Annotated in this window: 19 protein-coding genes; 7 read left to right on the top strand and 12 right to left on the bottom strand. The window is 70.6% G+C overall.

Annotated elements, in window-relative coordinates; genetic code table 11:
• Positions 1–22 precede the first annotated feature (22 nt).
• Positions 23–199: a hypothetical protein gene (locus ACLJQ7_RS16630; protein ID WP_410649097.1), complete on the top strand. Its 177-nt coding sequence runs from the start codon at positions 23–25 to the stop codon at positions 197–199.
• Here ACLJQ7_RS16630 and ACLJQ7_RS16625 read toward each other — a convergent pair.
• Both ACLJQ7_RS16625 and ACLJQ7_RS16620 read right to left on the bottom strand, forming a co-directional pair.
• Complete coding sequence (locus ACLJQ7_RS16625) at positions 192–578, bottom strand: hypothetical protein (protein WP_410649096.1); 387 nt, start codon at positions 576–578, stop codon at positions 192–194. The two genes, ACLJQ7_RS16630 and ACLJQ7_RS16625, sit on opposite strands and share 8 nt — an antisense overlap.
• A gap of 48 nt (positions 579–626) precedes the next feature.
• Positions 627–1,946, bottom strand: a complete 1,320-nt coding sequence (locus ACLJQ7_RS16620) for a serine/threonine-protein kinase (protein WP_410649095.1) — start codon at positions 1,944–1,946, stop codon at positions 627–629.
• A 144-nt stretch (positions 1,947–2,090) separates the two neighbouring features.
• On the opposite strand from ACLJQ7_RS16620, the gene ACLJQ7_RS16615 reads away from it, so the two are divergent.
• Both ACLJQ7_RS16615 and ACLJQ7_RS16610 read left to right on the top strand, forming a co-directional pair.
• Entirely contained in the window at positions 2,091–3,188 is a 1,098-nt protein-coding gene (locus ACLJQ7_RS16615; protein ID WP_410649094.1) for a hypothetical protein, read from the top strand.
• A gap of 139 nt (positions 3,189–3,327) precedes the next feature.
• The gene (locus ACLJQ7_RS16610) at positions 3,328–4,158 is read left to right on the top strand and encodes an SAM-dependent methyltransferase (protein WP_410649093.1); all 831 of its coding nucleotides are present in this window, start codon (positions 3,328–3,330) and stop codon (positions 4,156–4,158) included.
• Positions 4,159–4,265: 107 nt separating this feature from the next.
• Here ACLJQ7_RS16610 and ACLJQ7_RS16605 read toward each other — a convergent pair whose 3' ends face one another.
• The 3 genes from ACLJQ7_RS16605 to ACLJQ7_RS16595 all read right to left on the bottom strand — a co-directional run bounded on the left by ACLJQ7_RS16605 (position 4,266) and on the right by ACLJQ7_RS16595 (position 8,366).
• Positions 4,266–6,107 (bottom strand): M48 family metalloprotease, encoded by a 1,842-nt coding sequence (locus tag ACLJQ7_RS16605; protein ID WP_410649092.1) that lies wholly within the window; start codon positions 6,105–6,107, stop codon positions 4,266–4,268.
• 215 nt (positions 6,108–6,322) lie between these two features.
• On the bottom strand, positions 6,323–7,156 hold the full coding sequence (locus tag ACLJQ7_RS16600; RefSeq protein WP_410649091.1) for an aldo/keto reductase: 834 nt from the start codon (positions 7,154–7,156) through the stop codon (positions 6,323–6,325).
• Between the two features lie 28 nt (positions 7,157–7,184).
• A complete protein-coding gene (locus ACLJQ7_RS16595) occupies positions 7,185–8,366 on the bottom strand; it encodes an MFS transporter (RefSeq protein WP_410649090.1) in 1,182 nt (393 codons plus the stop codon).
• 143 nt (positions 8,367–8,509) lie between these two features.
• Between ACLJQ7_RS16595 and ACLJQ7_RS16590 the strand changes: the two genes are divergently transcribed.
• The 4 genes from ACLJQ7_RS16590 (at position 8,510) to ACLJQ7_RS16575 (ending at position 11,525) form a co-directional block, all read left to right on the top strand.
• On the top strand, positions 8,510–8,962 hold the full coding sequence (locus ACLJQ7_RS16590) for a MarR family winged helix-turn-helix transcriptional regulator (RefSeq protein ID WP_410649089.1): 453 nt from the start codon (positions 8,510–8,512) through the stop codon (positions 8,960–8,962).
• Between the two features lie 137 nt (positions 8,963–9,099).
• Complete coding sequence (locus ACLJQ7_RS16585; protein WP_410649088.1) at positions 9,100–10,557, top strand: amidohydrolase; 1,458 nt, start codon at positions 9,100–9,102, stop codon at positions 10,555–10,557.
• Positions 10,558–10,596: 39 nt separating this feature from the next.
• On the top strand, positions 10,597–11,001 hold the full coding sequence (locus ACLJQ7_RS16580; protein ID WP_410649087.1) for a hypothetical protein: 405 nt from the start codon (positions 10,597–10,599) through the stop codon (positions 10,999–11,001).
• Positions 11,002–11,060: 59 nt separating this feature from the next.
• A complete protein-coding gene (locus tag ACLJQ7_RS16575) occupies positions 11,061–11,525 on the top strand; it encodes a DUF2127 domain-containing protein (RefSeq protein WP_410649086.1) in 465 nt (154 codons plus the stop codon).
• A gap of 9 nt (positions 11,526–11,534) precedes the next feature.
• Here ACLJQ7_RS16575 and ACLJQ7_RS16570 read toward each other — a convergent pair whose 3' ends face one another.
• The 7 genes from ACLJQ7_RS16570 to ACLJQ7_RS16540 all read right to left on the bottom strand — a co-directional run bounded on the left by ACLJQ7_RS16570 (position 11,535) and on the right by ACLJQ7_RS16540 (position 22,397).
• On the bottom strand, positions 11,535–12,233 hold the full coding sequence (locus tag ACLJQ7_RS16570; protein WP_410649085.1) for a PP2C family protein-serine/threonine phosphatase: 699 nt from the start codon (positions 12,231–12,233) through the stop codon (positions 11,535–11,537).
• Positions 12,234–12,561: 328 nt separating this feature from the next.
• Complete coding sequence (locus ACLJQ7_RS16565) at positions 12,562–13,383, bottom strand: hypothetical protein (protein ID WP_410649084.1); 822 nt, start codon at positions 13,381–13,383, stop codon at positions 12,562–12,564.
• 44 nt (positions 13,384–13,427) lie between these two features.
• Positions 13,428–15,269 carry a glycosyltransferase family 39 protein gene (locus tag ACLJQ7_RS16560; protein ID WP_410649083.1) on the bottom strand — a complete coding sequence of 614 codons (1,842 nt, stop codon included), beginning with the start codon at positions 15,267–15,269 and terminating at the stop codon, positions 13,428–13,430.
• Between the two features lie 4 nt (positions 15,270–15,273).
• On the bottom strand, positions 15,274–16,527 hold the full coding sequence (locus ACLJQ7_RS16555; protein WP_410649082.1) for a glycosyltransferase: 1,254 nt from the start codon (positions 16,525–16,527) through the stop codon (positions 15,274–15,276).
• 74 nt (positions 16,528–16,601) lie between these two features.
• Positions 16,602–18,449 carry an ArnT family glycosyltransferase gene (locus ACLJQ7_RS16550; RefSeq protein ID WP_410649081.1) on the bottom strand — a complete coding sequence of 616 codons (1,848 nt, stop codon included), beginning with the start codon at positions 18,447–18,449 and terminating at the stop codon, positions 16,602–16,604.
• Positions 18,450–18,453: 4 nt separating this feature from the next.
• Entirely contained in the window at positions 18,454–19,983 is a 1,530-nt protein-coding gene (locus tag ACLJQ7_RS16545) for a sensor histidine kinase (RefSeq protein ID WP_410649080.1), read from the bottom strand.
• A gap of 401 nt (positions 19,984–20,384) precedes the next feature.
• Positions 20,385–22,397: a fatty acid desaturase gene (locus ACLJQ7_RS16540; protein WP_410649212.1), complete on the bottom strand. Its 2,013-nt coding sequence runs from the start codon at positions 22,395–22,397 to the stop codon at positions 20,385–20,387.
• Positions 22,398–22,855: the final 458 nt, after the last annotated feature.

Below are 22,855 nucleotides of genomic sequence, written 5' to 3'. Positions count from 1 at the left end.
GGCGGGAGAAGGAGGTGCCGCGATGACCGTGCATGCCAGACGCTACGGCCGTTGGTGCCGTGAGCATTTCGACACCGAGCACGAGCCGGAACACCCGCGACCCGCGGAGACCGCGGCCGCCCCGGAGGTCACCGATGTCCAGGCCGAGCAGGCCCAGGCGGGTGACGCCCCGGAAGCGAGACCGGGCTCGCTCAACTGAGCGAGCGCCGGTACCAGACCCGTTTCGGGCCGGGGAGGCCGATCCGCGAGACCAGGTCGGTCACCACGCCGCCGATGATCAGCCACAGCAACGCGGCGAGACCGTCGTTGAACAGGGTGCGGAGTTTGGGGCCGTCCGGGGTGAACAGGTTCCGCAGCCCGAGCGAGACGGCGCGCGACCACTGGTCGATCAGCTGCGCGAACCCGTTCCCCGGATTGGCCTCGCCGAACACCAGCAGGATGTGCACGATCAGCACCAGTGCGAAGATCCAGCACACCGCATGGACGATCGCGTTGACGACCCGCACGACGCGGATCCTTGTGGGTGTCCGTTCGACGATCTCTTCCTGCGGCTCTCGCGGGTCGTTGATGTAGGTCATCGCCGTCTCCCATCATCGTCCACAATGGACATCCTGCTGCGCGATCGCTCAGCCGGGCGGCCCTGGCCTGTCGCTCTTGGTCGTCGGGGGCCGGGGTTTGGTCTTGGTCGGCTTCGTCGGGGTGGTCGGCCGGTCGCTCGAAGCGGTCGTGCCGTCCGGGGTCGGCGTGGCGCCGGTGCTCCCGGTGGCGCCGGGCTGATTCGCGGTGGCCGGGACGGCTTCAGTGACCACGACCGTGCCGTTGCTCGCCTTCGGGCCGCGGGTGGGCACCTCGACGGCCTCCGAGGATGGCGGTCCCTGGCCCGCGACCGGGCCGGACGAGCCGGTCGCCGCCGGGGGAAGCATTCCGCCCGGCTGGGCGGGCGCGGGCGCCCCGGTCTGGTTGAGCACGAGCATGACACCGAGGGTGATCGCGGCGGCGGGCGCGCTGACGGCGGCGACCACGGCCGCCCGTTTACGGGTCGCGGGCGCGAGCCGGACCACCTTCGTCCCGGTGGAATCCTCCAGCAGGATCCGCGAGATCGCCGCGGCCGTCGGACGCTGGGCCGGCTTCCGCCCGGTCATCCCGCGCAACAAGGTCGTCATGGTCACCGACAGCCCGCCGGGGATCCGGGGCGGCCGGTGCAGCCGCCCGACCGCGGCCTCCACCGGCGTCCCGGTGTACTCCCGCTCCCCGGACAGGCATTCGAGCAGGACGAGGCCGAGCGAATAGATGTCGGCGGGCGGGCCCACGTTCTCGCCGCGGACCTGTTCGGGTGCCATGTACGCGGCCGTGCCGACGACCCCGCCGGTCTCGGTCACCCTGGTCGCGTCGAAGGCGTGCGCCACGCCGAAGTCGCCGATCAACGGGCCGTCTTCGGCGATCAGGATGTTCGCCGGTTTCAGGTCGCGGTGGGTGATGCCGTGCGCGTGGACGTGCGCGAGCGCGTCGGTCAGCCGGGCGGCAAGCTCGACGACCTCGTCCTGGGGGAGCGGGCCCGACCGGAGGCGCTGGGCCAGGTTCGGGCCTTCGACCAAGCGCATCGTGAGGTAGGTGTAGCCGTCGTCGGAGCCCGCGTCGTACAGCGGGACTAGCCCGGGATGGCGGACCGCGCTGAGGGTCTGGATCTCCTGTTCGCGGCGGCGTTCGTCCCTGACCATCGTGTCCGCGTGGAAGAGTTTCAGCGCGACTTCGCGCCCTTCGCGCAGGTCCCAGGCGCGGAAGACACGCGCGGTCGCGCCGCGGCCGAGCAGTTCCCCGACCTCGTACCGGCCGGCGAGCCTGCGCGGCAGATGGTCCGGGTCGTGGACGTTCAGGCTGAACCGGCGCTGAGTGGTCCCGGGGTCTTCTTCCTCATCACCACCAGTACGCGCACCCGCGTCGTCCATCGGTGCTACCTCCGTCTCACCGGCCGAACGCCGTATACCCGGTCCGGCCCCGGGCGAAACAAGGTTTGCGAGCGTACCGGAGATGAACGGGGGGTTCACCCTGAACGGCGGGCAACCGGGGCGGGGGCCGGACGTCTCGTGGTCATGAAGCCGAACCGGTGGGCCGCGCTCGCCGCCACCGCACTGACCGCCCTGGCCGTCTTCACCCCGCCCGCCGCCGCCGACGCGCTGGTGCCCAAGGGTTTCGCCCCCGCGTCGACGAGCTGGACCGGACCGCTGCGCGGCTTCGTCCTCGGCTTTTCCCCGTGCGGCAGACCGGGATGGTGCGCGTCGCTGCTGTCGACCACCGATGGCGGGAAGCGGTGGCGCCGCGTCGGTGAACCGCCGATCTCGTTGCCGGACAACCACAATCAGGTCAAACTCACGGTGATCGACGAGCGCGACGCGTTCCTTTCCGACGGCACCCGGCTGCTCGCCAGCCACGACGGCGGCGGCAACTGGTCCGAGGTCCGGCTCGTCGGGGTCCGGGAACCCTTCTATATTTCGAAGATCGCCGAATCCGGACCGCGGGTGTTCGCGATGGTCACCGGATTCGGCACTCCGTCGACGACGACGCTGTACGCCGGGATCTCCGGCACGCGGCTGCTCCTGCCGGTCCCGGGATTCACCGTCACCGGCTCCTCGACCTACGGCGACATCGCCACCAGCGGTGGGGTCCAGGTCTCGATGGGGGCGGACCACCGTGTCCAGAAGTACTGGACTTCGTCGGACGGCCTGACCTTCACGAACGCGCCGCCGCCTTGCCCGGCGGACAGCTCGGCTTCGCTGAGCGGAGTCCGGCGGGGGCAGGTGCTGGCGCTGTGCAGCGGGGGACCGGGGACGCCGCAGCCGGGGGCGACCGTCCGGCGGCTGTGGCGCGCGCCGAAGCTCGGCGGGCATTTCACCGGGACGGGCCAAGCGCCGACACTCGGGATCGACCAGAGCTTCAGCGCGGCCTCGCCCGCGGCGGCGACCGTCGCGGCGGAAGGCGGTGGCACCGGATTCCTGCACAGCACCGCCGACGGCGGGTCGACCTGGACGACGACCGTGCTCAGCGGCCGCGGTGTCTGCCTCAACGACCTGGACTTCCCGGACGAGCGGGTCGGGGTGGTCGTGGACGGCCTGCCCGACGCGGAAGGCGGGTCCGCCGTGTACCGCACCACCGACGGCGGTGTCACCTGGCGTGAGCTCGTCTTCGGCTGATCGTCGCAGGTAGGCAAGGCCCTTGGGGAGGTTCACTTGGATGCACGCCATGTCGTAATCTGTGTACGGTCCGTCGATGTCGAGGGAGCCGTGGGCGCGTTCGCGCGGCCCGTGCGCGGCTGAAGGGTGGAACGTGTCCATGACTTCGGACGAGGTCCGGTCTGTGCCGAGGCGCCCGCTTCCCCTCGACTACAGCAAGCCCAACCTCGCCCGGATGAAGGACGTCCTTCTCGGCGGGCACGACCATTACGAGGTCGACAGGCGGGCCGTCGAGGACCTGCTCGCCGTCGCCCCCGACGCCGCGGCCATGGCCAAGGAGTTCCGCTCCTGGGCGAACCGGGTGGTCCGGTTCCTCGCCGGCGCCCGCGGTATCGACCAGTTCCTCGACCTGGGTTCCGGCCTGCCCACCTCGGAGAACACCCACCAGGCGGCGCAGCGGTACAACCCGGACGCGCTGGTCGTCTACGTCGACCAAGACCCGGTCGTCCAGGCGCACGGGCTGGCGTTGCTGGAAGACCACCTCGTCCACGTGAGCGGCGCGGATCTGACCGATCCCGGGCAGACCGTCGCCGATCCGGTCGTCGCCGAGCACATCGAGTTCGACCGCCCGGTCGCGGTGATCCTGAACTCGGTGCTGCACCACATCGAAGACCTCGGCCAGGCACAGGCCGTCGTGCGCGCCTACGTCGACGCGATCGCACCCGGCTCCTACGTGCTGATCACCCACGACTTCACCCCGGGCGAGGGCGCACGCGGCGCGCTCGCCCGGAAGCTCGACGACCTCATGGCGAGCACCGGGCACCGCACGGTGCACCGCGGCCGCGACGAGATCGAGTCGCTGTTCGACGGGCTGGAAGTGCTCGAGCCCGGCGTCGTCCACCTGCACGAATGGTGGCCGGAAGGGCCGCGGCTCGCGCCGTTGAGCGAGCTGAACCAGCTGAGCCTCGGCGGTGTGGGGATCAAGCCTTAGGGCGGGGCAGGTCGTCGTCGGCGCGTTGCGAAAGCCACTTTCGCAACCTTCAACGTTGCGAAAGTGGCTTTCGCAACGGCCCGTGGGGGACCGATACGGCCGCGCGCTCAAGCCCTCAGCGACCTGAAGAACGCCGTCAGTTCGTCGTGCGCGGTCCCGAAGTCCTCGGTGTTGCCGGTGAATGCCAGTTCCAGCGTCTCGCCGTCGGACAACTCCAGCGTCAGGTACGCGGTGAGCTTCCGGCGGGGAAAACCGCCCGCGACGATGTCCGGGAACGGGATCCGCCGGGCGCCCCGCTCGGCGCGCAGATCGTCGAGGCCGCGCTCGCGCAGCTTCCGGATCCGCTTGCGGTCCGACACACCGCGCGCCCCGATCAGGCCGGCGAGGCCGCGGCGGATCAGCACCGAACGCGCCATCGGCAGCAGCACCACTTCGGTGTCGCAGACGATCAGGTCGTAGAGCTTCCGCTTGGCCTTGAGCGCGGTGAACAGCCCGAGCATCCTGGCTTCGGCGGGATCCGGTTCCGGCTGGGGTTCCTGTTTGCAGAAGTACGCGGCGGGCACGCTCAGCAGCTGCAGGTTGTGGACCAGTTCGTCGACCGCGCGGGGGCTCCGCACCGCCGGGCCGACCAGTTCGGCGACGTCGAACGGCTCGCCGTCGCCGAGGCACAGTTCCCAGCCGCCGCCCCAGTTCAGGCGGTGCGCGGCGACGCCGTTGTCGATCATCGCGGCGGTGACGGTGTCGGCGAACAGCTCGGTGAGCAGTGCGAGGCCGTCCTCGCGGGACGGCGCCCGCAGGGGTTTGGCGAGCGCGTCGGCGTCCCCGTCACGCAGCACCCGCACGACCTCGCCGATCGTGCCGCGCGGCGCCAGCCTGCTCTCGATCCCCGCCGAGGTCAGCAGCCTCGCGCCCTCCGCCACCGAAGCGCGGCCCGCGCGTTTGACGACCTCGTCCCAGTCGGCGCGCGGTCCGACGTCGCGGACCAGCACGTTCAGTTCCGCCTCGGGCACGTCGATCTTCGGCGCGCCCAGGAGCGACCAGCCCGGCCGCGCGTCCGGCTTCACCGGGTTGTCCGGCACGCCCGCCAGCGCGGCGATCCGCCGCTTCGTGGGCGGATGGCTGTCGTACTTCGACAGCTCTTCGCCGTCGATGACGTCGTCGGCGTACTCGGTCACCCAGTCCCGCTGGACGGGGTGGTTGAGGTACGACCGGAACCCCAGCAGGACGGCGGGGGTGCGCCGCGCCGCCGCGCCGAGCGAGAGATAGCGCTCGGAGTAGTCCTTCCACAGCGGGCTCAGCGTGGCGACCTTCCGCAGCGCCGCGGCCGCCGTCCGGCTGCCCGCCGCGAGCACGGACGCCTCGTCGGCCTGCAGTTCCTGCCTGCGGTTCGCCGACCGCGCGACCAGGAGATACAGCTTGGAGTAGGCGGAGAGCAAGGCCCTGGCGGGGCCGCCGTCCAGCCTGTCGACGGTGAAGGCGAGCGTCTGGGTGCCGCGGTAGGTCAGCGCGAGCAGGCGGGTGTGGCCGCCGCTGTAGTGGCCGAGTTCGTGCGCGAGCACCGCGCGCAGCTCGCTCACGCTCAGCGCGGCCAGCAGCGGCAGCCCGATCAGCATCGTGCGGCGGCCCGGCCGCAGACCGAGGAAGCGGGCGTCCTCGCTGACCGCGGCGTTGATCTCGCCGATCAGCACGATCTCGTCCGGCGGCCGCGTCTTCACCTGGGCGGCGAGGTCGTCGATCATCTCCCACAGCGCGGGATGCGCCTCGCGGTCCAGCCGCGGTCCCTCGATCGGGGGACGCCGCGCCCGCAGCGCGCTCACCAGCCCGAAGCCGAGCGCGATCATGATCGCGAGCCCGCCGAGCATGACGTAGGTGCCGATCTTGCCCTGGATCCGCAGGCCCGCCAGCACACTGGCGACACCCACCGCGACGACCACCACTGGGAACGCCACGAGCAGAAGTGTCGCGAGGACGGCGCGTCCTCGGGCCTGCATCGTCCGGTTACCTCTTTTCGCACAAGTGCCGTCTGTGCGGCCGAATAGTAACCGGCTACGCAGCGGGCTCGGGCCGGAACAACGAGCTACGCCCGTGACCTGCGAAGTCCGTGAAGGCCTCCTTGAGGGACTCTGGGTCCCTCAAGGAGGCCTTCACGGACAGCGGACCGTGCTCAGGCGACGTTGAAGGTGTCGGGATCCGGCCCGGTCCGCTCGCCCCGGTCCAGCACGGACAGCGAAGCGATGTCCTCCTCCGACAGCGTGAACCCGAAGACGTCGAGGTTCTCCTTGATCCGCGACGGCGTCACGGACTTCGGGATGACGATGTTGCCCAGCTGCAGGTGCCACCGCAGGACGATCTGCGCCGGCGTGCGGCCGTGCTTCGAAGCCAGCGCGGTGATCGCGCCTTCGCCGAGCAGGTCGCCGCCCTTGGCGAGCGGGCTCCAGGCCTCGGTCGCGATGCCGTGTTTCGCGTCGAATTCGCGCACCGCGGCCTGCTGCAGGTACGGGTGCACCTCGACCTGGTTGACCGCCGGGGGCACCGAACCCGCGTCGAGAAGCCGTTCGAGATGCGCGGGCTGGAAATTGGACACGCCGATCGCGCGCACGCGGCCGTCGGCGTAGAGCTTCTCGAAGGCCTTCCACGTGTCGCGATAGAGATCGCGCTCCGGCGTCGGCCAGTGGATGAGGTAGAGGTCCACCTGATCGAGGCCCAGCTTGGCCAGGCTGGCGTCGAACGCCTTCAGCGTGGCGTCGTAGCCCTGTTCGCTGTTCCACAGTTTGGTGGTGATGAACAGCTCGTCGCGAGGGATCCCGGACTCGGCGAGTGCCTTGCCGACGCCCGCTTCGTTGCCGTAGATGGCGGCGGTGTCGATGCTGCGGTAGCCCGCGTCCAGCGCGGCCTTGACCGCGGCGGTGGTCTCCTCGTCCGGCACCTGGAAGACGCCGAACCCGAGCTGCGGCATCTCCACCCCGTTGTCGAGCTCGACGGTGGGAATGTCGGTCACTTGCGTTCCTTTCGTGGGTGTTTCCGGTTCAGGCGGCGGGGGCCAGTTCGGCGCGACGAGCCTTTCGCCGCCCGTGATCGAGCATGCCTGAGATGACCGCGACCAGCAGTCCGGCGAGTGCGAGCGCGGCGCCGATCCAGTTGGGCGCGGTGTAGCCGAGACCGGCGTCGATGGCCTTGCCGCCGAGCCACGCGCCCGCGGCGTTGCCGAGGTTGAACGCGGCGATGTTGGCCGCCGAAGCCAGCGCGGGCGCGCCTTCGGCCTTGTTCATGACGCGGGCCTGCAGCGGCGCGACGGTCGCGAAACCGGCGGCGCCGAAGACCGCGATGGTGATCGCGGCGGGAAGCTGGGCGTGCGCGGTGAAGACGAACACGACCAGCACGGCCGCGAGCACGGCGAGGATGACGTACAGGCTGGGCATCAGCGACCGGTCGGCCGCCTTGCCGCCGAGCAGGTTACCGACGAACAGGCCGCCGCCGAACAGCACCAGCAGCCAGGTCACCGCGCCGGGGGAGAAGCCGGCGACCTCGGTCATCATCGGGGCGATGTAGGTGAAGGACGCGAACACCCCGGCGAAACCGAGCGCGGTCATCGCCAGGGCGAGCCACACCTGCGGACGCCGGAACACGGCGAGTTCGCTGCGCAGTCCGGCGCTCTTCGTCGTCGCCTGCGCGGGCACCAGCGCGAGGATCCCGATCAGGCCGATCACGCCGAGCGCGCTGACCGCCCAGAACGTCGAACGCCAGCCCAGCGCCTGCCCGAGCGCGGTTCCGGCGGGGACGCCGAGGACGTTGGCGACGGTCAGCCCGGTGAACATCATCGCGATGGCGCCCGCCTGCGTGGTCGGCGCGACCAGCGAGGCGGCGACGACCGCGCCGACGCCGAAGAACGCGCCGTGCGAGAGCGCGGCGACCACGCGGCCGGTCATCAGCAGGCCGTAGGTGGGGGCCAGCGCGGAAACGACGTTGCCGGCGATGAACAGGACCATCAGGCCGACGAGGACCGTCTTGCGCGGCACCCGCGACGCGAGCGCGGTCAGCAGCGGGGCGCCGACCACGACGCCCAGCGCGTATCCGGAGATCAGCAACCCGGCGGAGGGGATCGAGACGCCGAAGTCGGCCGCGACCTCGGGCAGCAGGCCCATGATCACGAACTCGGTGGTGCCGATACCGAAGGCACTGATCGCCAGTGCGAGCAGAGCGGCAGGCATTGGAGGCTCACTTCTTCCCGTAGAGTGATGTTGTCTGGCGTTGGCAACTACGGGCGTCTGAAATAGTTGCACGCGCCGTATATTGCACACGCTTGATGATGCAGCACGCAACGAAGCTCGGGCAACCGGGGAAGAGGTGAACCGTGTCACTGGCCGACGACGCCGTGGAGGCACGCGCGCAGGGCTGGCGGACTCTGGCCGCACTGCACGCGCGGATCGAGGACGCGCTCGAGCGAGCGCTGGCGCAGCAGCACTCGCTGTCCGTGAGCGAGTACACCGTGCTGGACGTGCTCGCCCGTCAGGACGGTTTTCACCTGCGGATGAACCAGCTGTCGAACGCCGTCGTGCTCAGCCAGTCGGCGACGACCCGGCTGGTGTCGCGGCTGGAGGACAGGGGACTGCTGCAGCGGTACCTGTGCCCGGACGACCGGCGGGGGATCTACACGGAGGTCACGCCCGCCGGGCAGGAGCTGCTCGCGGTCGCGCGGCCGACGCACGACACCGTCCTCACCGAGGCCCTCGCCGCCGCCGAAGAACTCCCGGAACTCGCGCCTTTGGTCGCCGCGCTCGGAAAGCTCACCTTCGCCCGCTCCTGACCACTCCCGCATTTCGTCCTCTGAATGCGGTGGTTGGCATCGCGAACGACCGCATCCAGAGGACGAAACGCGGTCGGGGGCGTGCGCAAGGAGCGCATCCAGAGGACGAAACGCGGCCGGGCTGGCAAGGTGAGAGCGTGGACGATCTTCTGTTGCGCCGGGTCCGGGTCGGCTTGGCGGGTTCCCTGTCGGACGTGCGGATCGAGGGCGGCCGGATCGCGGCCATCGCGGGCCCGGGGCAGGCGGGTGAGGCGTCGGAGATCCTGGACGGGCACGGCGGCACCCTGTTGCCCGGTCTGGTCGACGCGCACGTGCACACCGCCCAGTGGTCGGCCGCGCGCCGCCGGATTCCGCTGGGGGAGGCGACTTCCGCCGCGCACACGGTCGAGCGGGTGCTGGCCCACCTGCTGGCGAATCCCGCGCCGCCCGGCGAACTCGTGCTCGGCGCCGGGTTCCGCGACGGACTCTGGCCCGACGCCCCGCACAAGGATCTGCTGCAGAAGGCACTGCCCGGTCATCCGGTCGCGCTGTTCAGCGCCGATCTCCACACGTTGTGGCTCAGTCCGGCCGCGCTGAAGCTCATCGGCCGTGAGCATCCGACCGGGGTGCTGCTGGAGAACGACTGCATGAGCGCGACGGCCGAACTCCCGATCGCACCCGAGGACGTCATCGACGGCTGGGTGGCCGACGCCCTCCACGCGGCGGCCGCCCGCGGCGTCACCAGGATCGTCGACTACGAATACGCCGACACGGTCACCGACTGGCGGCGACGGCTGGCGCGGAAACCCCTGCCGGTCCGGGTTTCCTGTGTGATCGCGAAGTACCTGCTCGACGCCGCCATCGAACGTGGCCACCGGTCCGGGGACGTTCTGGAGGGCAGTGGCGGACTGCTCACGGTCGGCCCGTTCAAGCTGTTCGTCGACGGTTCGCTGAACACACGCACCGCGTACTGCGTGGGTCACTACGCCGGAACCGACTCCCACGGGCTGCTCGAACTGCCGCCCGAGGAGCTGGAACCGTTGATGCGCAAGGCATCCCAACACGGCCTTTCACCCGCGGTGCACGCGATCGGCGACCACGCCAACAAGATCGCGCTCGACGCCTTCGCCAAGGTCGGGTGCGCGGGCCGCATCGAGCACGCGCAGCTGCTGCGCGCCGAGGACGTCGCGCGTTTCGCCGAGCTGGGTGTCGTGGCGAGTGTGCAGCCCGCCCACCAGCCGGACGACCGCGACGTCGCCGACCGGCACTGGCACGGCTGGACCGATCGGGCCTTCCCGTACGGCGCATTGCATCGCTCCGGGGTGACGCTGGAGTTCGGCTCGGACGCGCCGGTGGCACCGCTGGACCCGTGGGACGCGATCGCGTCGGCGGTCAGCCGCACCGACGACGAGCGTCCGCCGTGGCATCCCGAGCAAGCCATGCCGCTGGAGGCCGCGCTCGCGGCGTCGTCCGGTGGCCGGACCGGGGTGGCCGTCGGGGACGTCGCGGATCTGGTCGTCACCGCGGTGGATCCGGTGCGGCTGTCGCCGGCGGGCCTGCGCGACATCCCGATCACCGCCACGATCATGGACGGCCGAGTCACCTACGCGTCCTGAGGCTTTCCTTGCCCGGGCGCAACGCCTTAATGGAAGGGCATGGATCACTGCCTGCTCGACCGGCTCCGGGACCTCCACGGCTCCTTGGGCACCGACATCAGCTTCGTCACCCGGATGGTCGAAGAGGACCTGCCGCGCGCCGACGTCCTCCGTGATCTCGGGGAACGGCTCACCGAACTGGGTACGGCGCTGCTCCGCCGCTCGGACGACGTCAACGCCGACGTGCTCGCGAAGCTGCCCGACAACGGCTGGCTGCCCGAAGCGGGCGCGCACCACCGGGCGCTGGCCGTGGCCCATCACGTCGGCGAGCGGCCGCTGCGCTGCGGGCGGATCTACCTCGCCGTCTGCGGTGCGCCGTGCTTTCCCTTCTACGGCAGGGACCTCTCCGGGCGGACCGCGCGGCACGAGCGGTGCCCGACCTGCCGGGACCGCCTGTTCCGGTGACGGCGGCTGCGCGCGGCGGCGGGCTGCGGCAGGGTGAGGTGATCGCGGAGGGAGTGCCCATGAGCACTGAGAAGCTGTTCCGGATCGCCATCACCCTGAAGGGGCTCGACGGCGCTTTGCAGCTGCTGGGCGGGTTGGTGCTGATGATCGTCCCGGCGTCGGTCATCTCCGGTTTCGCGCACGCCGTGGTCACCCGAGACCTGCTCGGCGATCCCGAAGGGACGCTGGCCCGGCACCTCGAACTCGCCGCCGGCCACTTCGCCGAGGGCCGGACCTTCGCCGTCGTCTACCTCGTCGCGCACGGCCTCGTCAAACTCGGCCTGGTCTGGGCGCTGGCGAAGAAGGTGATGCGGGCGTACCCCGTCGCCGCCGTGGTGCTTTCGGCGTTCGTGGTCTACGAGATCTTCCGCGCGATCCACACGCACTCACTCGCGCTTCCGTTCTTCGCCGCCCTCGACGTCGTGATCGTCGTACTGGTCCTGCGCGAGTACCGGCAGCTCAAACGGGATCGCGTCGCGGCCTGACCGCCCGGTTCAGGCCGCGACGCGAAACTTTTCCGTGGTGACCTCCGCGCCGGGCGGATCCACCACGAGCGCGGTGGCGTTGTCGGAGCCACCGAGCGAGATCGCCGTCCGCACCAGCTCGGTGGCCGCCCTGTCCGGCATCCCGAGGATGTCGAGCATGGTCGGCCCGCTGAGCGTCTTGTGCACACCGTCGCTGGTGAGCAGAAGCCCGCCGGTGGTGACGGTGGCCGTGCCGATCTCGTGCGCACCGGCCGTGCGGACGCTGGTGGTGACGACGTGTTCCATCCGCGGTGTCACGGGTTGGCCGTGGTCGCGGAAGTACTGCGCGAGCGTATGGTCCTTCGTCACCTGCCGCACGGTGTAACCGTCCCAAGCGTACGCCCGTGCGTCCCCGACCCACGCGATGCCATACCCCTCGTCGGTCCGGACGGCCACGACGAGGACGCAGTCACCGGCGTCACCGAGGGCGAGCACGGCTCGCTGAGCAGCGAGAACGGCCCCGACCGCCCCCCGCTCGACCGGTGCCCTGGCCGCCGCCGAGGCCGCCGTCCGCGCCGCGCGTGCCGCGTTCGGGTGATCTCCGACTCCATCGGCCAGTGCGAACGCGATCCCCCGGCCGTCCGAGGCCGCGTACGCCGCGACGGCGTCCGCGTTGTGCTCGCGCGGCCCCTGCGCGCTCGCCGTGTGCCAGTGTGGAAGCTCCCTCATGGTCTTCTCCTCACCCCTGGTGATTTCCTGCCCACTTCCAGGATCCGCCTGTTTCCTGTGGACGACCTGAGGGTTCGGTGTCATGCGGCTGTCGGTCTGTGAAGCTCGAGTCCTCGTGAGGGGTAAGGCAAACATGTCGTGGCCGGCACTCCACGGGGCGTTCCGCCCGAAACCGGCGACACACCCGCCACGATCGACCCCCACCCGGCCGGCCGGCCACTCGCCGACGTTGCGAAAGCCACTTTCGCAACCTTCAACGTTGCGAAAGTGGCTTTCGCAACACGCCACTTACCCCTCAAGACCCGTCCTTACCGCTCACGAGGCCGGGTCACCGCAGGCGCGTGATCAGCGTCCGCAGCCAGCTCTCCGCCATCGCCGGTTCCTTCCGCAGATGCCGCACCAGCAGGTCTCGGCCCGCCTTCGAGCGCCCCGCATCGACGATCGCGACCGCCTCGGCCAGCCCCCGCAGCCGCTTTTCCGAATGCTCCGGCGCGCGGCCGTTCTCGTCCGACCAGCGTGGCCGCGGGAACGACGCCGTGAGCTTGGGCTGCGTGTTCCCGAAGTAGAGCCAGACCGGCTCGTCGAGCGAGATGTTCCGCACGGCGTGCGACGGCAGTTCGGCGGGCCAGCCGAAGTGCTGCTGCCAGCGGAACGCCGACGGGCTCGTGTCCTCGCGGATGGTGATCCCGAGGAATCGGAGCCGCCCGCGGATGATGCTCCAGGCCTCGCGTTCGTCGTCGATCCAGGTCCGCAGCAGCCGGTAGAGGCCGGTGAACGTCTGTCCTGTGTAGACGAGGTCGACGAACACCTTCGGCCGCCCGCGCGCCAGGTCGTGCGGGCTCAGGCCGGCCGAGGCGAGATACCCGCGAAGTGTGTCCACATCGGACTCCGTCAGGCCGTTCCAGGTGCCGGCGAAGGACAACGGCAACTGGTGGATCCTTTCCCGCCAAGGGGTTCCGCTCAGCAGATCGTGCACGCTGTCCGCGGAGCGCCCGACGAAGTACAGATCCGCGTCACCGGCGCGGGCGATCACCTTCGCGGCGCATTCGATCAGCTCGTCCAGAAACCACAGCGAGGGCTTTTCCGCGCGCTCCAGTAGCGTCCCGAGCTGGTCGGGGCGCACGAGATCCCAGCGGTACGGCCGATTCACGCCGTCCAGGATTCCCGTGGGCCCCGACCTTTGTCGACGTATTTTCAGGAAAGCAGGCGGTACACCGTCTGCTCGCCGACCGTGGTGGCGGTGAAGTTCGCGGCGACCCATTCGGCAATCTCGTCCGAGCCGCCACCGGGACCGCCGCCCCGGCCGCCTTCGAGGTAGTAGGTGATTTCCCCGTTCGCCACGTACCGCTGGAATTCCGCCAGTGTCGGTGCGGGGTCCCTGCCGCTCCAGCCGCCGATGCCGATCACCGACTTCCCGCTGGCGAGCTCCAGGCTCGCCGCCCCTTGTGAACTCGACGTCGCGGCCGCCCATTTCGTCGTGGTCGCGGCGAGCAGGGCCCCGATCTCCGCGGAGGAGACCTCTTCCATTCCCCGGGTGTCGTCCGCTGCCGGACCGGAGATCGGAATGGACCCGGAGTGCGCCTGCGAAGCGGTTTCGACGCCGAACGCGGTGGCGCCGAGGCCGACGGTCAGTACGGCGGCCGTCGCGATGACGGCGACGAGTTTCCGCATCGGCGGGACACCCACCAGCACGACGGTCGCGGTCACCAGGCCGAGCCCGGCGATGGTCCAGCGCAGCGCGGGCAGCCAGTCGGCGTTGCGATCCAGGAGGATGTACGCCCAGACGGCGCTGGCCGCTATCATCAGCGACAGGAAGACGCGCGGCGCGAGATGCGCCCGGCCGCGCCACAGCGAGGTCCCGGAGATCGCCACCACGGCGGCGATCGACGGCGCCAGCGCGACGGCGTAGTACGGGTGCACGATGCCGCTCATGAAGCTGAACACCAGTGAGGTGACGAACATCCAGCCGCCCCACAGGATCAGCGCTGCCCTCGTCCGGTCGGTCCCGGCGGCCCGCCGGGTGAACCACAGCCCGGCGACCAGCCCGATCAGCGCGGCGGGCAGCAGCCACGACACCTCGCCGCCGAAGCTCGCGCCGAACATCCGGGTCAGGCCGCTCTCGCCGCCGAAACCGACGTTCCCGCCGGCCGAGCCGCTCACGACTCCGCTCGGACCGCCGACCATCACGCCGCCGCCCATGCCGAAGATCCGGCCGAGGCCGTTGTAGCCCAGCGCCAGTTCGAGCAGGCTGTCGCCGTTCGAACCGCCGATGTACGGACGTGAATCGGTGGGCCACAGATCGACCAGCGCGATGAACCACCCCGCCGAGACGACCACGGCGATCACCGCGCCAACCAAGTGAATCAGGCGTTTGCCCAGCGATACCGGCGCCGCGATCAGGTAGGCGAGGCCGAACGCGGGCAGCACCAGGAACGCCTGCATCATCTTGGTCAGGAAGCCGAACCCGACGGCGACGCCGGCGAAGGCCAGCCAGCGCGGGCTCGCCTTTTCGATGGCGCGGATCGTGCAGTATCCGCCGGCGATCAGCAGCAGCGTCAGCAGTGCGTCGGGGTTGTTGAACTTGAACATGAGCGCGGCGACCGGGGTGACGGCGAACGCCGCCCCGGCGAACAGGCCGGCGACAGGCCCGGAGGTCCGTTTCACCGTCAGGTACAGCAGGCCTACCGAGGCGACTCCCATCAGCGCTTGCGGGGCCAGCACGGTGAAACCGGAGAAGCCGAAGATCCGGGCGAACGCCGTCGTCACCCAGAGCGCGGCCGGGGGTTTGTCGACGGTGAGCACATTCCCGGCGTCGAGTGACCCGAACAGCCACGCTTTCCAGTCCTGCGTGCCGGATTGCACCGCCGCGGCGTAGAACGAGTTGCCGTATCCGGAGGCGGTCAGGTTCCAGAAGTACAGCACCGCGGTGGCGGCGAGCAGCCCGAAGACGGCGGGCCGGACCCACCGGCCCGGCGGTTTCGTGGCGTTCTCCTCGACGTGTCCGGGCTCCGCCCGGGAAGCGAGTGCGGTGGTCATGGGGTCAGCTCTCCATCTCGGTGGCGGGGCGGCGGCGGAACACCCAGCCGCGCAGCAGCAGGAAACGCAGGACGGTGGCCGCGAGGTTCGCGAGCACGAGCGCGGTGATCTCGAGCGGCAGGCCGGGCGCCGTCATCGTGTGCAACAGCGCCAGCGCGCCACTGGTGAGCGCGAGCCCGAGGCCGAACACGATGAGGCCCTGGAACTGGTGCAACCCGGCGCCCTCCCGGCCGCGGATACCGAAGGTCAGGCGCCGGTTGAGCGCGGTGTTGCCGATCGCCGTCACCAGCAGCGCGACGAGGTTCGCCGCCTGCGCGCCGGTGAACGTCCGCAGCAGCAGGAAAAGCACGAGGTACGCGATGGTGCTGGCGACGCCGACGGCGGCGAACCGCACCAGCTGCCGCACCAGGCTCGGTGCCACCCCCGGCGCCCGCACCTGGATCGGCGCCCGGCCCAGCTGCTCGCGAAGGCCGCTGATCGGGATCTGTCCGGTCAGCGTCGCCTTGGTCAGCCGCGCGATCCCTCTGAGATCGGCGGTCGCGGTGGCGATGATGTTCACCGACGAGTCCGGGTCGTCCACCCAGTCCACCGGGACCTCGTGGATCCGCAGCCCGGCCTTCTGCGCCAGGACGAGCAGTTCGGTGTCGAAGAACCAGCCGGCGTCCTGGACATGGGGGAGCAGCCGTTCGGCGACGTCGGCGCGGATGGCCTTGAAGCCGCATTGCGCGTCGCTGAACCTCGCCGCCAGCGTGCCGCGCAGGATCAGGTTGTAGCAGCGGGAAATGAACTCCCGCTTCGGCCCGCGCACCACCCTCGCGCCGCGCGCGAGCCTGCTGCCGATGGCGAGGTCGGAGTGGCCGGACAGCAGTGGCGCGACGAGCGGTCCGAGTGCGGCCAGATCGGTCGAGAGGTCGACGTCCATGTAGGCGAGCACCGGAGCGTCCGAAGTGGACCAAACCGACCGCAGCGCGCGCCCGCGGCCTTTTTCTTCGAGGTGGCGGACTTCGACGTCGCCGAATTCCCGGCTCAGCCGCTCGGCGACCCGCAGGGTGCCGTCGGTGCTGGCGTTGTCGGCGACGGTGATCCGGAACGCGTACGGGAACTGCTCCACGAGGTGCGCGCGCAGCCGTCGGACGCACGGTTCGAGGTCGGTTTCCTCGTTGTGGACGGGGATGACGACGTCGAGCACGGGGGAGCCGTCCGGGGCGATGGCGGGGCGGCGGCCGGTGTCGGGGCCGGAGAGGGTCGCGGTGGTCATCGTGTCAATCTCGGTCATCGCGCTGAGGTCGCCTTGTGTCCGAGCTGTGCTGTCGCTGTGTCCTGTCACGGGATTCACCGGGTGAGGTCGTAGACGGCGATACCGTCCACAGTGGTCGGCCGGTAGGTGTCCGCGACCCAGGCGGCGATTCGCTCGGCGGCGTCGCTGCCGGTTTCCCCGCGCATCATCATGCCTTCGCCGAGGAAGTAGTGGATCTGTCCATTTCGGACGTATTCCTGGAACCGTTCCAGCGTGGGAGCCGGGTCCGTGCCGTTGAAGCCGCCGACGGCCATCACCGGCGCGCCGCTGCCGAGCTGATAGCCCGCCGCGTTGTTGGAGCCCACGGCCGCCGCCGCCCAGGTGTACTTCGCACTGTCTTGGCGGATCAGGGCGGCGAGGTCGGCTCCGGGCAGGCTCGTCCCGAGCAGTCCGCCGCCGCCCATCCGCATCCCCCGGCCCGTTTCCGGCCCGGCGGAGGGAAGCGCGCCGGAGTGCGGGGTCGCGGCCGTCGCGACCGTGTACGCGCCGGTGCCCGCGAGAACGGTGATCAGCGCGCCGACGGCGACCAGGCGTCTTGCCACATCGGGTAAGCGCGAGACGAAGAACGCCAGGAACGCGCACAGGAGACCGGCCACGAGGATCGCGATCGACAGTCCGGGAAGCCATTCGGACTGCCGGGAAAGCAGGAGGTACGCCGTCAACGCGGTCAAGCCGATCCCGGCGCTCAAGATGCCCGCGGCGGCCGGATTCCCCCGTGCGCGCCACAACTGCGTGCTCGCGATCCCGACGAGCGCGGCGACCGCCGGGGCGAGCGCGATCGTGTAATACGCGTGGATGATCCCGCCCATGTAGCTGAACACCGCGGCGGTCACCACGAACCAGCCACCCCAGACGATCAGCGCCGCGCGCCCGCGATCGGTGCGCGGGGCGCGCCGGGTGAACCACAGCCCGGCGGCCAGCGCGACGACGGCGGCCGGAAGCAGCCACGCGATCCCGCCCGCCATCTCGCTGCCGAACAACCGGTCCCAGCCCGTGCCGCCCCAGCCGCCGTTGGGGTTCCCGCCGACACTGCCGACCTCGTCACCGGTGATGCGACCGAGCCCGTTGTAGCCGAAAGCCAGTTCCCACAGGCTGTTCTCCTGCGAGCCGCCGATATACGGCCGGTCGGCGGCAGGCCACGACGCGACGACGGCGAGATACCAGCCGGTCGAGAGGAGGGTCGAGGTCAAAGCGCCGAGCAGGTGCAGAAGGCGGCGGCCCACCGTCGTCGGCGCGGCGATCAGGTAGGCGAGCCCGAACGCGGGCAGCACCAGGAACGCCTGCAGCATCTTGGCGAGGAAACCGAAACCGACGGCGACCCCGGCCAGCGCCAGCCAGCGCGGACTCGCCTTCTCCAGCGCGCGGACGACACAGTAGGCGCCCGCGGTCAGGAGCAGGACGAGCAGCGCGTCGGGATTGTTGAACCGGAACATCAGCGCGGCCGCCGGGGTGAGCGCGAGGACCGCACCCGCCAGCAGACCGGCGGCCGGACCGGAAGTCCGGCGCACCGCGGCGAACAGCAGCGCCACCGAACCGACGCCCATCAGCGCCTGTGGCACCAGGACACTCCAGGCATTGACGCCGAACAGGCGCGCGGAAAGGCTCATCACCCACAACGCGGCCGGTGTTTTGTCGACCGTGATCGCGTTCGCGGCGTCGCTGGAACCGAAGAACAACGCCTTCCAGCTCGCCGACCCGGCCTGCGCGGCCGCGGAGTAGAAAGCGTTGGCCCAGCCGGATTCCCCGAGGTTCCAGAGGTACAGGACGGCGGTCGCGAGCAGGAGCGCGGCCACGGAAGGGCGGACCCAGCGCGGATCGGCCGGTTCGTCTCTGGCGGGGGGAGCGGTTCGATCGGCTTCGTCGCGGGAGGCGAGGAGGGTCATGGCGTCAGCGTCGGGGGCCGACCTGGGGGATGGTTGTGCCGAGGCTGTGCACCCGCTGTGAGGATCCGATCACCGGCAGCTGGACGGCGAACTCCGTGTGCCCCGGACGGCTGTGCACCTCGATCGAGCCGTGATGGGCCACGACGATGGCCGACGCGATCGCCATCCCGAGCCCGGTACCGCCCGCGGTCCGGGACCAGGAGGAGTCGCGGGCGAACCGTTCGAACACGCTCGGCAGGAGGTCGGGGGCGATACCGGGGCCGTCGTCGGTGACGGTGAGCACCGCCGCCCCGCTGTGCGAGCGGGCCAGCGCGGTGCTCACCGTGGTGCCCGGCGGGGTGTGCGTGCGCGCGTTGGACAGCAGGTTCGCCACTACCTGGTGCAGGCGCTGGACGTCTCCGTGGACGAGCACGGGGACCGGCGGGAGCCGCAGCTCCCAGCGGTGCTCCGGACCGGCGACATACGCGTCACCGACCGCGTCCGCGGCCAGCCGGGTCAGGTCGACCTCGCCCGCTTCGAGTGGCCGTCCCGCGTCGAGTCTCGCCAGCAGGAGCAGGTCCTCGACCAGGGTGGTCATCCGCGCGGCCTCGGACTGGATCCGGGTCATCGAGCGGCCGACCTCCGGGGACACCAGCGCGCTGCCGCGGCCGGCGAGTTCGGCGTACCCGCGGATCGCCGCGAGCGGGGTGCGGAGCTCGTGGCTCGCGTCGGCGACGAACCGGCGGACCCGGGTCTCGCTGGCGTGCCGTGCTTCCAGCGCCCGCGAGATGTGCCCGAGCATGAGGTTCAGCGCCGAACCGACCTGGCCGACCTCGGTCCGGGGGTCGGTGTCGATCTCGGGCACCCGCACGGAAAGCGCGACCTGACCGCGGTCGAGCCGCATGGCCGACACCCGGCCGGCGGTCACCGCGACCCGGTCGAGCGGCCGCAACGTGCGCCGGACCGCGAACGCGCCGAGAAACCCGGCACCGGCGACCCCCACCGCCGCGACACCGGACAGGATCCACCGGACGGTGGTCAAGGTGTCCTGCATCGGCGCGAGCGGGAGCCCGGTGACGACCACGCCGCCCGGGATCGAGACGGCCTGCACGCGGTAGTCGCCGAGACCACCGAGCGCCAGCGTCAGCGGCGGCCGGTCCGCCGGGATCAGGAACAGACCGGACTCCTGCTCGGCCGACAGGCCCTGGGGGAGTCCTTGCACGGTGAGGACTCCCGCGTACAACACCCGGTCACCGGAAAGGCGCACGCTGAGCGTCCCGGAGGCCTGGCCCGGCGCGTTGAGCGGGTCGGGGCCGAGGCCGTCCTCCGGTGGACGGCTCGCGAAGTCGTGGGCGCGGGCCGACGCGGCCGAGAGCTGGTCGTCGATCTGGCGGGTGAGGAACGACCGCAGCGCGACCTCGCTGGCGACCCCGGTCACCAGGCAGACGAAGGTGAGCAGCAGCACCATCGAGCCGGTCAGCTTGGCGCGCAGGGAAAGCCGCCCCGGCCGGGTCCACCGGCGCGGGCCGGTGGTCGGGGCCGGGCCGGGTGCCATGACCCGAGGGTGCGCCGCGGTCGTATGCGCGCGTTGTGTCCCGCCTGTGAGCCCGCTGTGTGCTGTGGCCGCAGAGAAGCGGGGAGGTGTTGCGAAAGCCACTTTCGCAACCTTCAACGTTGCGAAAGTGGCTTTCGCAACCTGCCTCGCTTCACCCGGCCGGCGAAACTGTGGGCCCGCCGCGTCGTGACCGGGCGGACGACACTTGTGCTCAGACGGACGACACTTGTGCTCAGACGGACGACACGCGTGACTGGATGGACGGCACGCGTGACTGGATGGACAACACGCGTGACTGGACGGACGACACGCGTGCACGGCCGGGTCCGCCGCGTGTCGTCCGTCTGATCACGGGTGTCGTCCATCCGGGCACGCGCGATCGCCCGACGGGCCACCACACCTCAGCGGTCGTAGTCGACGGCCAGTTCGGGGGAGGTGGCCACCGCCCGGCAGGTCAGGATCCGCCCGGCCGCGACCTCGTCGTCCCCGAGCGCGTAGTGCACGTCCATCCGCGCGCTGCCCCGCACCACCGTCGCCCGGCAGGTGCCGCAGGCCCCGCCGACGCACGCATACGGCGCGTCGACGCCGTGCCGGAGCGCGGCGCTGAGCACGGTTTCGCCCACCGTCGCGGGGATTTCGGCGGTCTTCCCGCCCGCGGTCACCGTGAGGGTCGAGCCCGGCCGCCGCGAGGGGCGAACGGGCAGCGCGCCCTGGAACAGTTCGAAGTGGACGTTCTCGTCGGGGACGTCCCGGTCCGCGAGGGTCCGGCGGGCCATGTCGACGAGGTCGCGCGGGCCGCACAGGAACCACTCGTCCACCTTCGCCGGGTGCAGCCGCGCTTGCAGCAGCGCGCGGAGACGGGTCCCGTCGAGGCGGCCGCGCTGATAGCGCTCGTGCGAAATGGCGAGCGCCTCGCCGACGATGTCGAACGGCCTTTCGAGCCGTTGCGTGCGCAGATCGGGGTCGCGTTCGTCGGTGCGGTAGTGCACGACGTGCAGCCGCCCGCCCAGCCGCGTGGCGAGGGCGCCGAGTTCGTCGGCGAACATCGTGCTGGCACCGGAAGTGTTGATGTAGAGCAAGGTCGCCTTGCTGTTCGGCTCGTCCTGCAAGGTCGCGGTCAGGATCGAGAGGATCGGCGTGATCCCGCTGCCCGCGGCGAGCGCGACGTACCGCCCGGCGCGGCTCCGCGCCGGGGTCAGCGTGAACTCCCCGTCCGGTGGCAGGACGTCCAGTGCGTCGCCCGCCGCGAGTTCCGTGGTGGCGAACGTCGAGAACGCGCCGCCGAGCTGATGCTTGATCGCGATCCGCAGCACCCCGGAGTCCGGGGTCGAGCAGATCGAGTAGGCGCGCCGCACCTCTTCCCCGTCGACCTCCGCGCGGATGACCAGGTGCTGGCCGGGGAGGAACCGGAAGGTCTCCCGCAGCCGTTCCGGCACGTCGAACGTCACGGTGACGGCGCCCTCGCACAGCGGCCGGACCTCGGCGACCCGCAGCGAATAAAACCGGCTCGGCCGCCGGGGCTGCGGTGCGGGCGGTTCTTCGTCGAACGAGCCGGTGAGCTGACGCCATTCGCGGTACTCCGACGACGTCAGCTCGCGGCCCCAGGGCGTCGCGATCGGGACGTCCCTGGCGAGGTACGCGTCGCGGTTGTCCTTCCACGTGCGCAGGTACCGGTAGAACGGGATCGCCGGGTGGAGATGGTGCACCAGGTGGTAGTTCTGGCACAGCATGATCGGCGTCATCAGCCATTCGAGCCCGACGCGGACGCGCGTGGCACCGAACCGGTTCTGCCGCTGCGCGCCGAGGTCGTGATGCGGCAGCCAGTCGAACCACCAGGCCAGCACGGCCAGCCCGACGCGCTGCGGGATCAGGTAGACCATCAGCAGTTCCCAGCCGTGGCCGCTCACGGTCAGCCAGGCGAAGGCGGCGAGGCTCAGCGTGACGACGGCCGCGGTCTCGGCCCGCTCCGACGGCGGCCGCGTGCGCTGGCGCGCCAAGTAGAAGCGGGCGTACCAGAAGTCGATGGTCAGCCAGCGCAGCGGCAGCTGCCACCAGGGGCCGTGCGCGGTCCAGGCGTCGGGATCGGTGTGGGCGTCTTCGTTGGTGTTGCGGTGGTGCTCCAGATGGATGTAGCGCACCAGGGGGAAGGAGCCGTAGGCCGCCACGAACGGCATCGCGATCCTGCCGAGCAGTTCGTTGACCCAGGTGAGCCGTCCGGCCGCGTGGTGCGTGGACTCGTGCAGCACGGTGAACATGGTGAAGGTGACGAGCGCGTGCAGGGGAATGGTCACCCAGAGCGGCGCGGCCTCGTTGACGACCAGCCAGGTGGCCCCCGTCCAGACCATGGCCCCGCCGATGAACAACAACACCGTCGGCACGGAGACCAGCGGCAGCGGGAGCCGCGGGTTGGGCACACCGCGTCTCGGTCTTCTCTCGGGTGATTCCCCCGTGTCCTCGGACCGGGTTACGGCGACGGTCATCGATCGTTCCCCTCGGTCGATGCTACCGGGACAAGCTGTCACACCGTAGACAATTGGTATTGGTTTGTAAACTTCATCCGATCGCCGAAACGCGTGGTCACGGCGCCCGATGGTGAAGCGTGGCGCGCATCCGTGTCCAGGAAAGGGTCGGTTCGTAACAGAGAAGAACCGAAAACTGGTCCGATCGGGTGGTCGGGAGCCGATTGGTCCGACGCTGTTCGAAACACGCGATCGTCGGGCGAGGGCGGGCTGATGGCCCCGGGCCCGCCGCTGACCACTCCCGCAGGAAAGGTCCTTTCCTCGCAAATTTTGCAAGTAAAGGGCCTTTCCTGGCACGCGCGACGGGATCGCAGCCGTGCGAAGAGCGCTCAGGCCCGCCTAAGCGTCGCGTC

The sequence above is a fragment of the Amycolatopsis sp. cmx-4-54 genome (assembly GCF_046548895.1).
GTDB lineage: Bacteria > Actinomycetota > Actinomycetes > Mycobacteriales > Pseudonocardiaceae > Amycolatopsis.
This window is presented reverse-complemented; position numbering and strand designations above follow the sequence as displayed.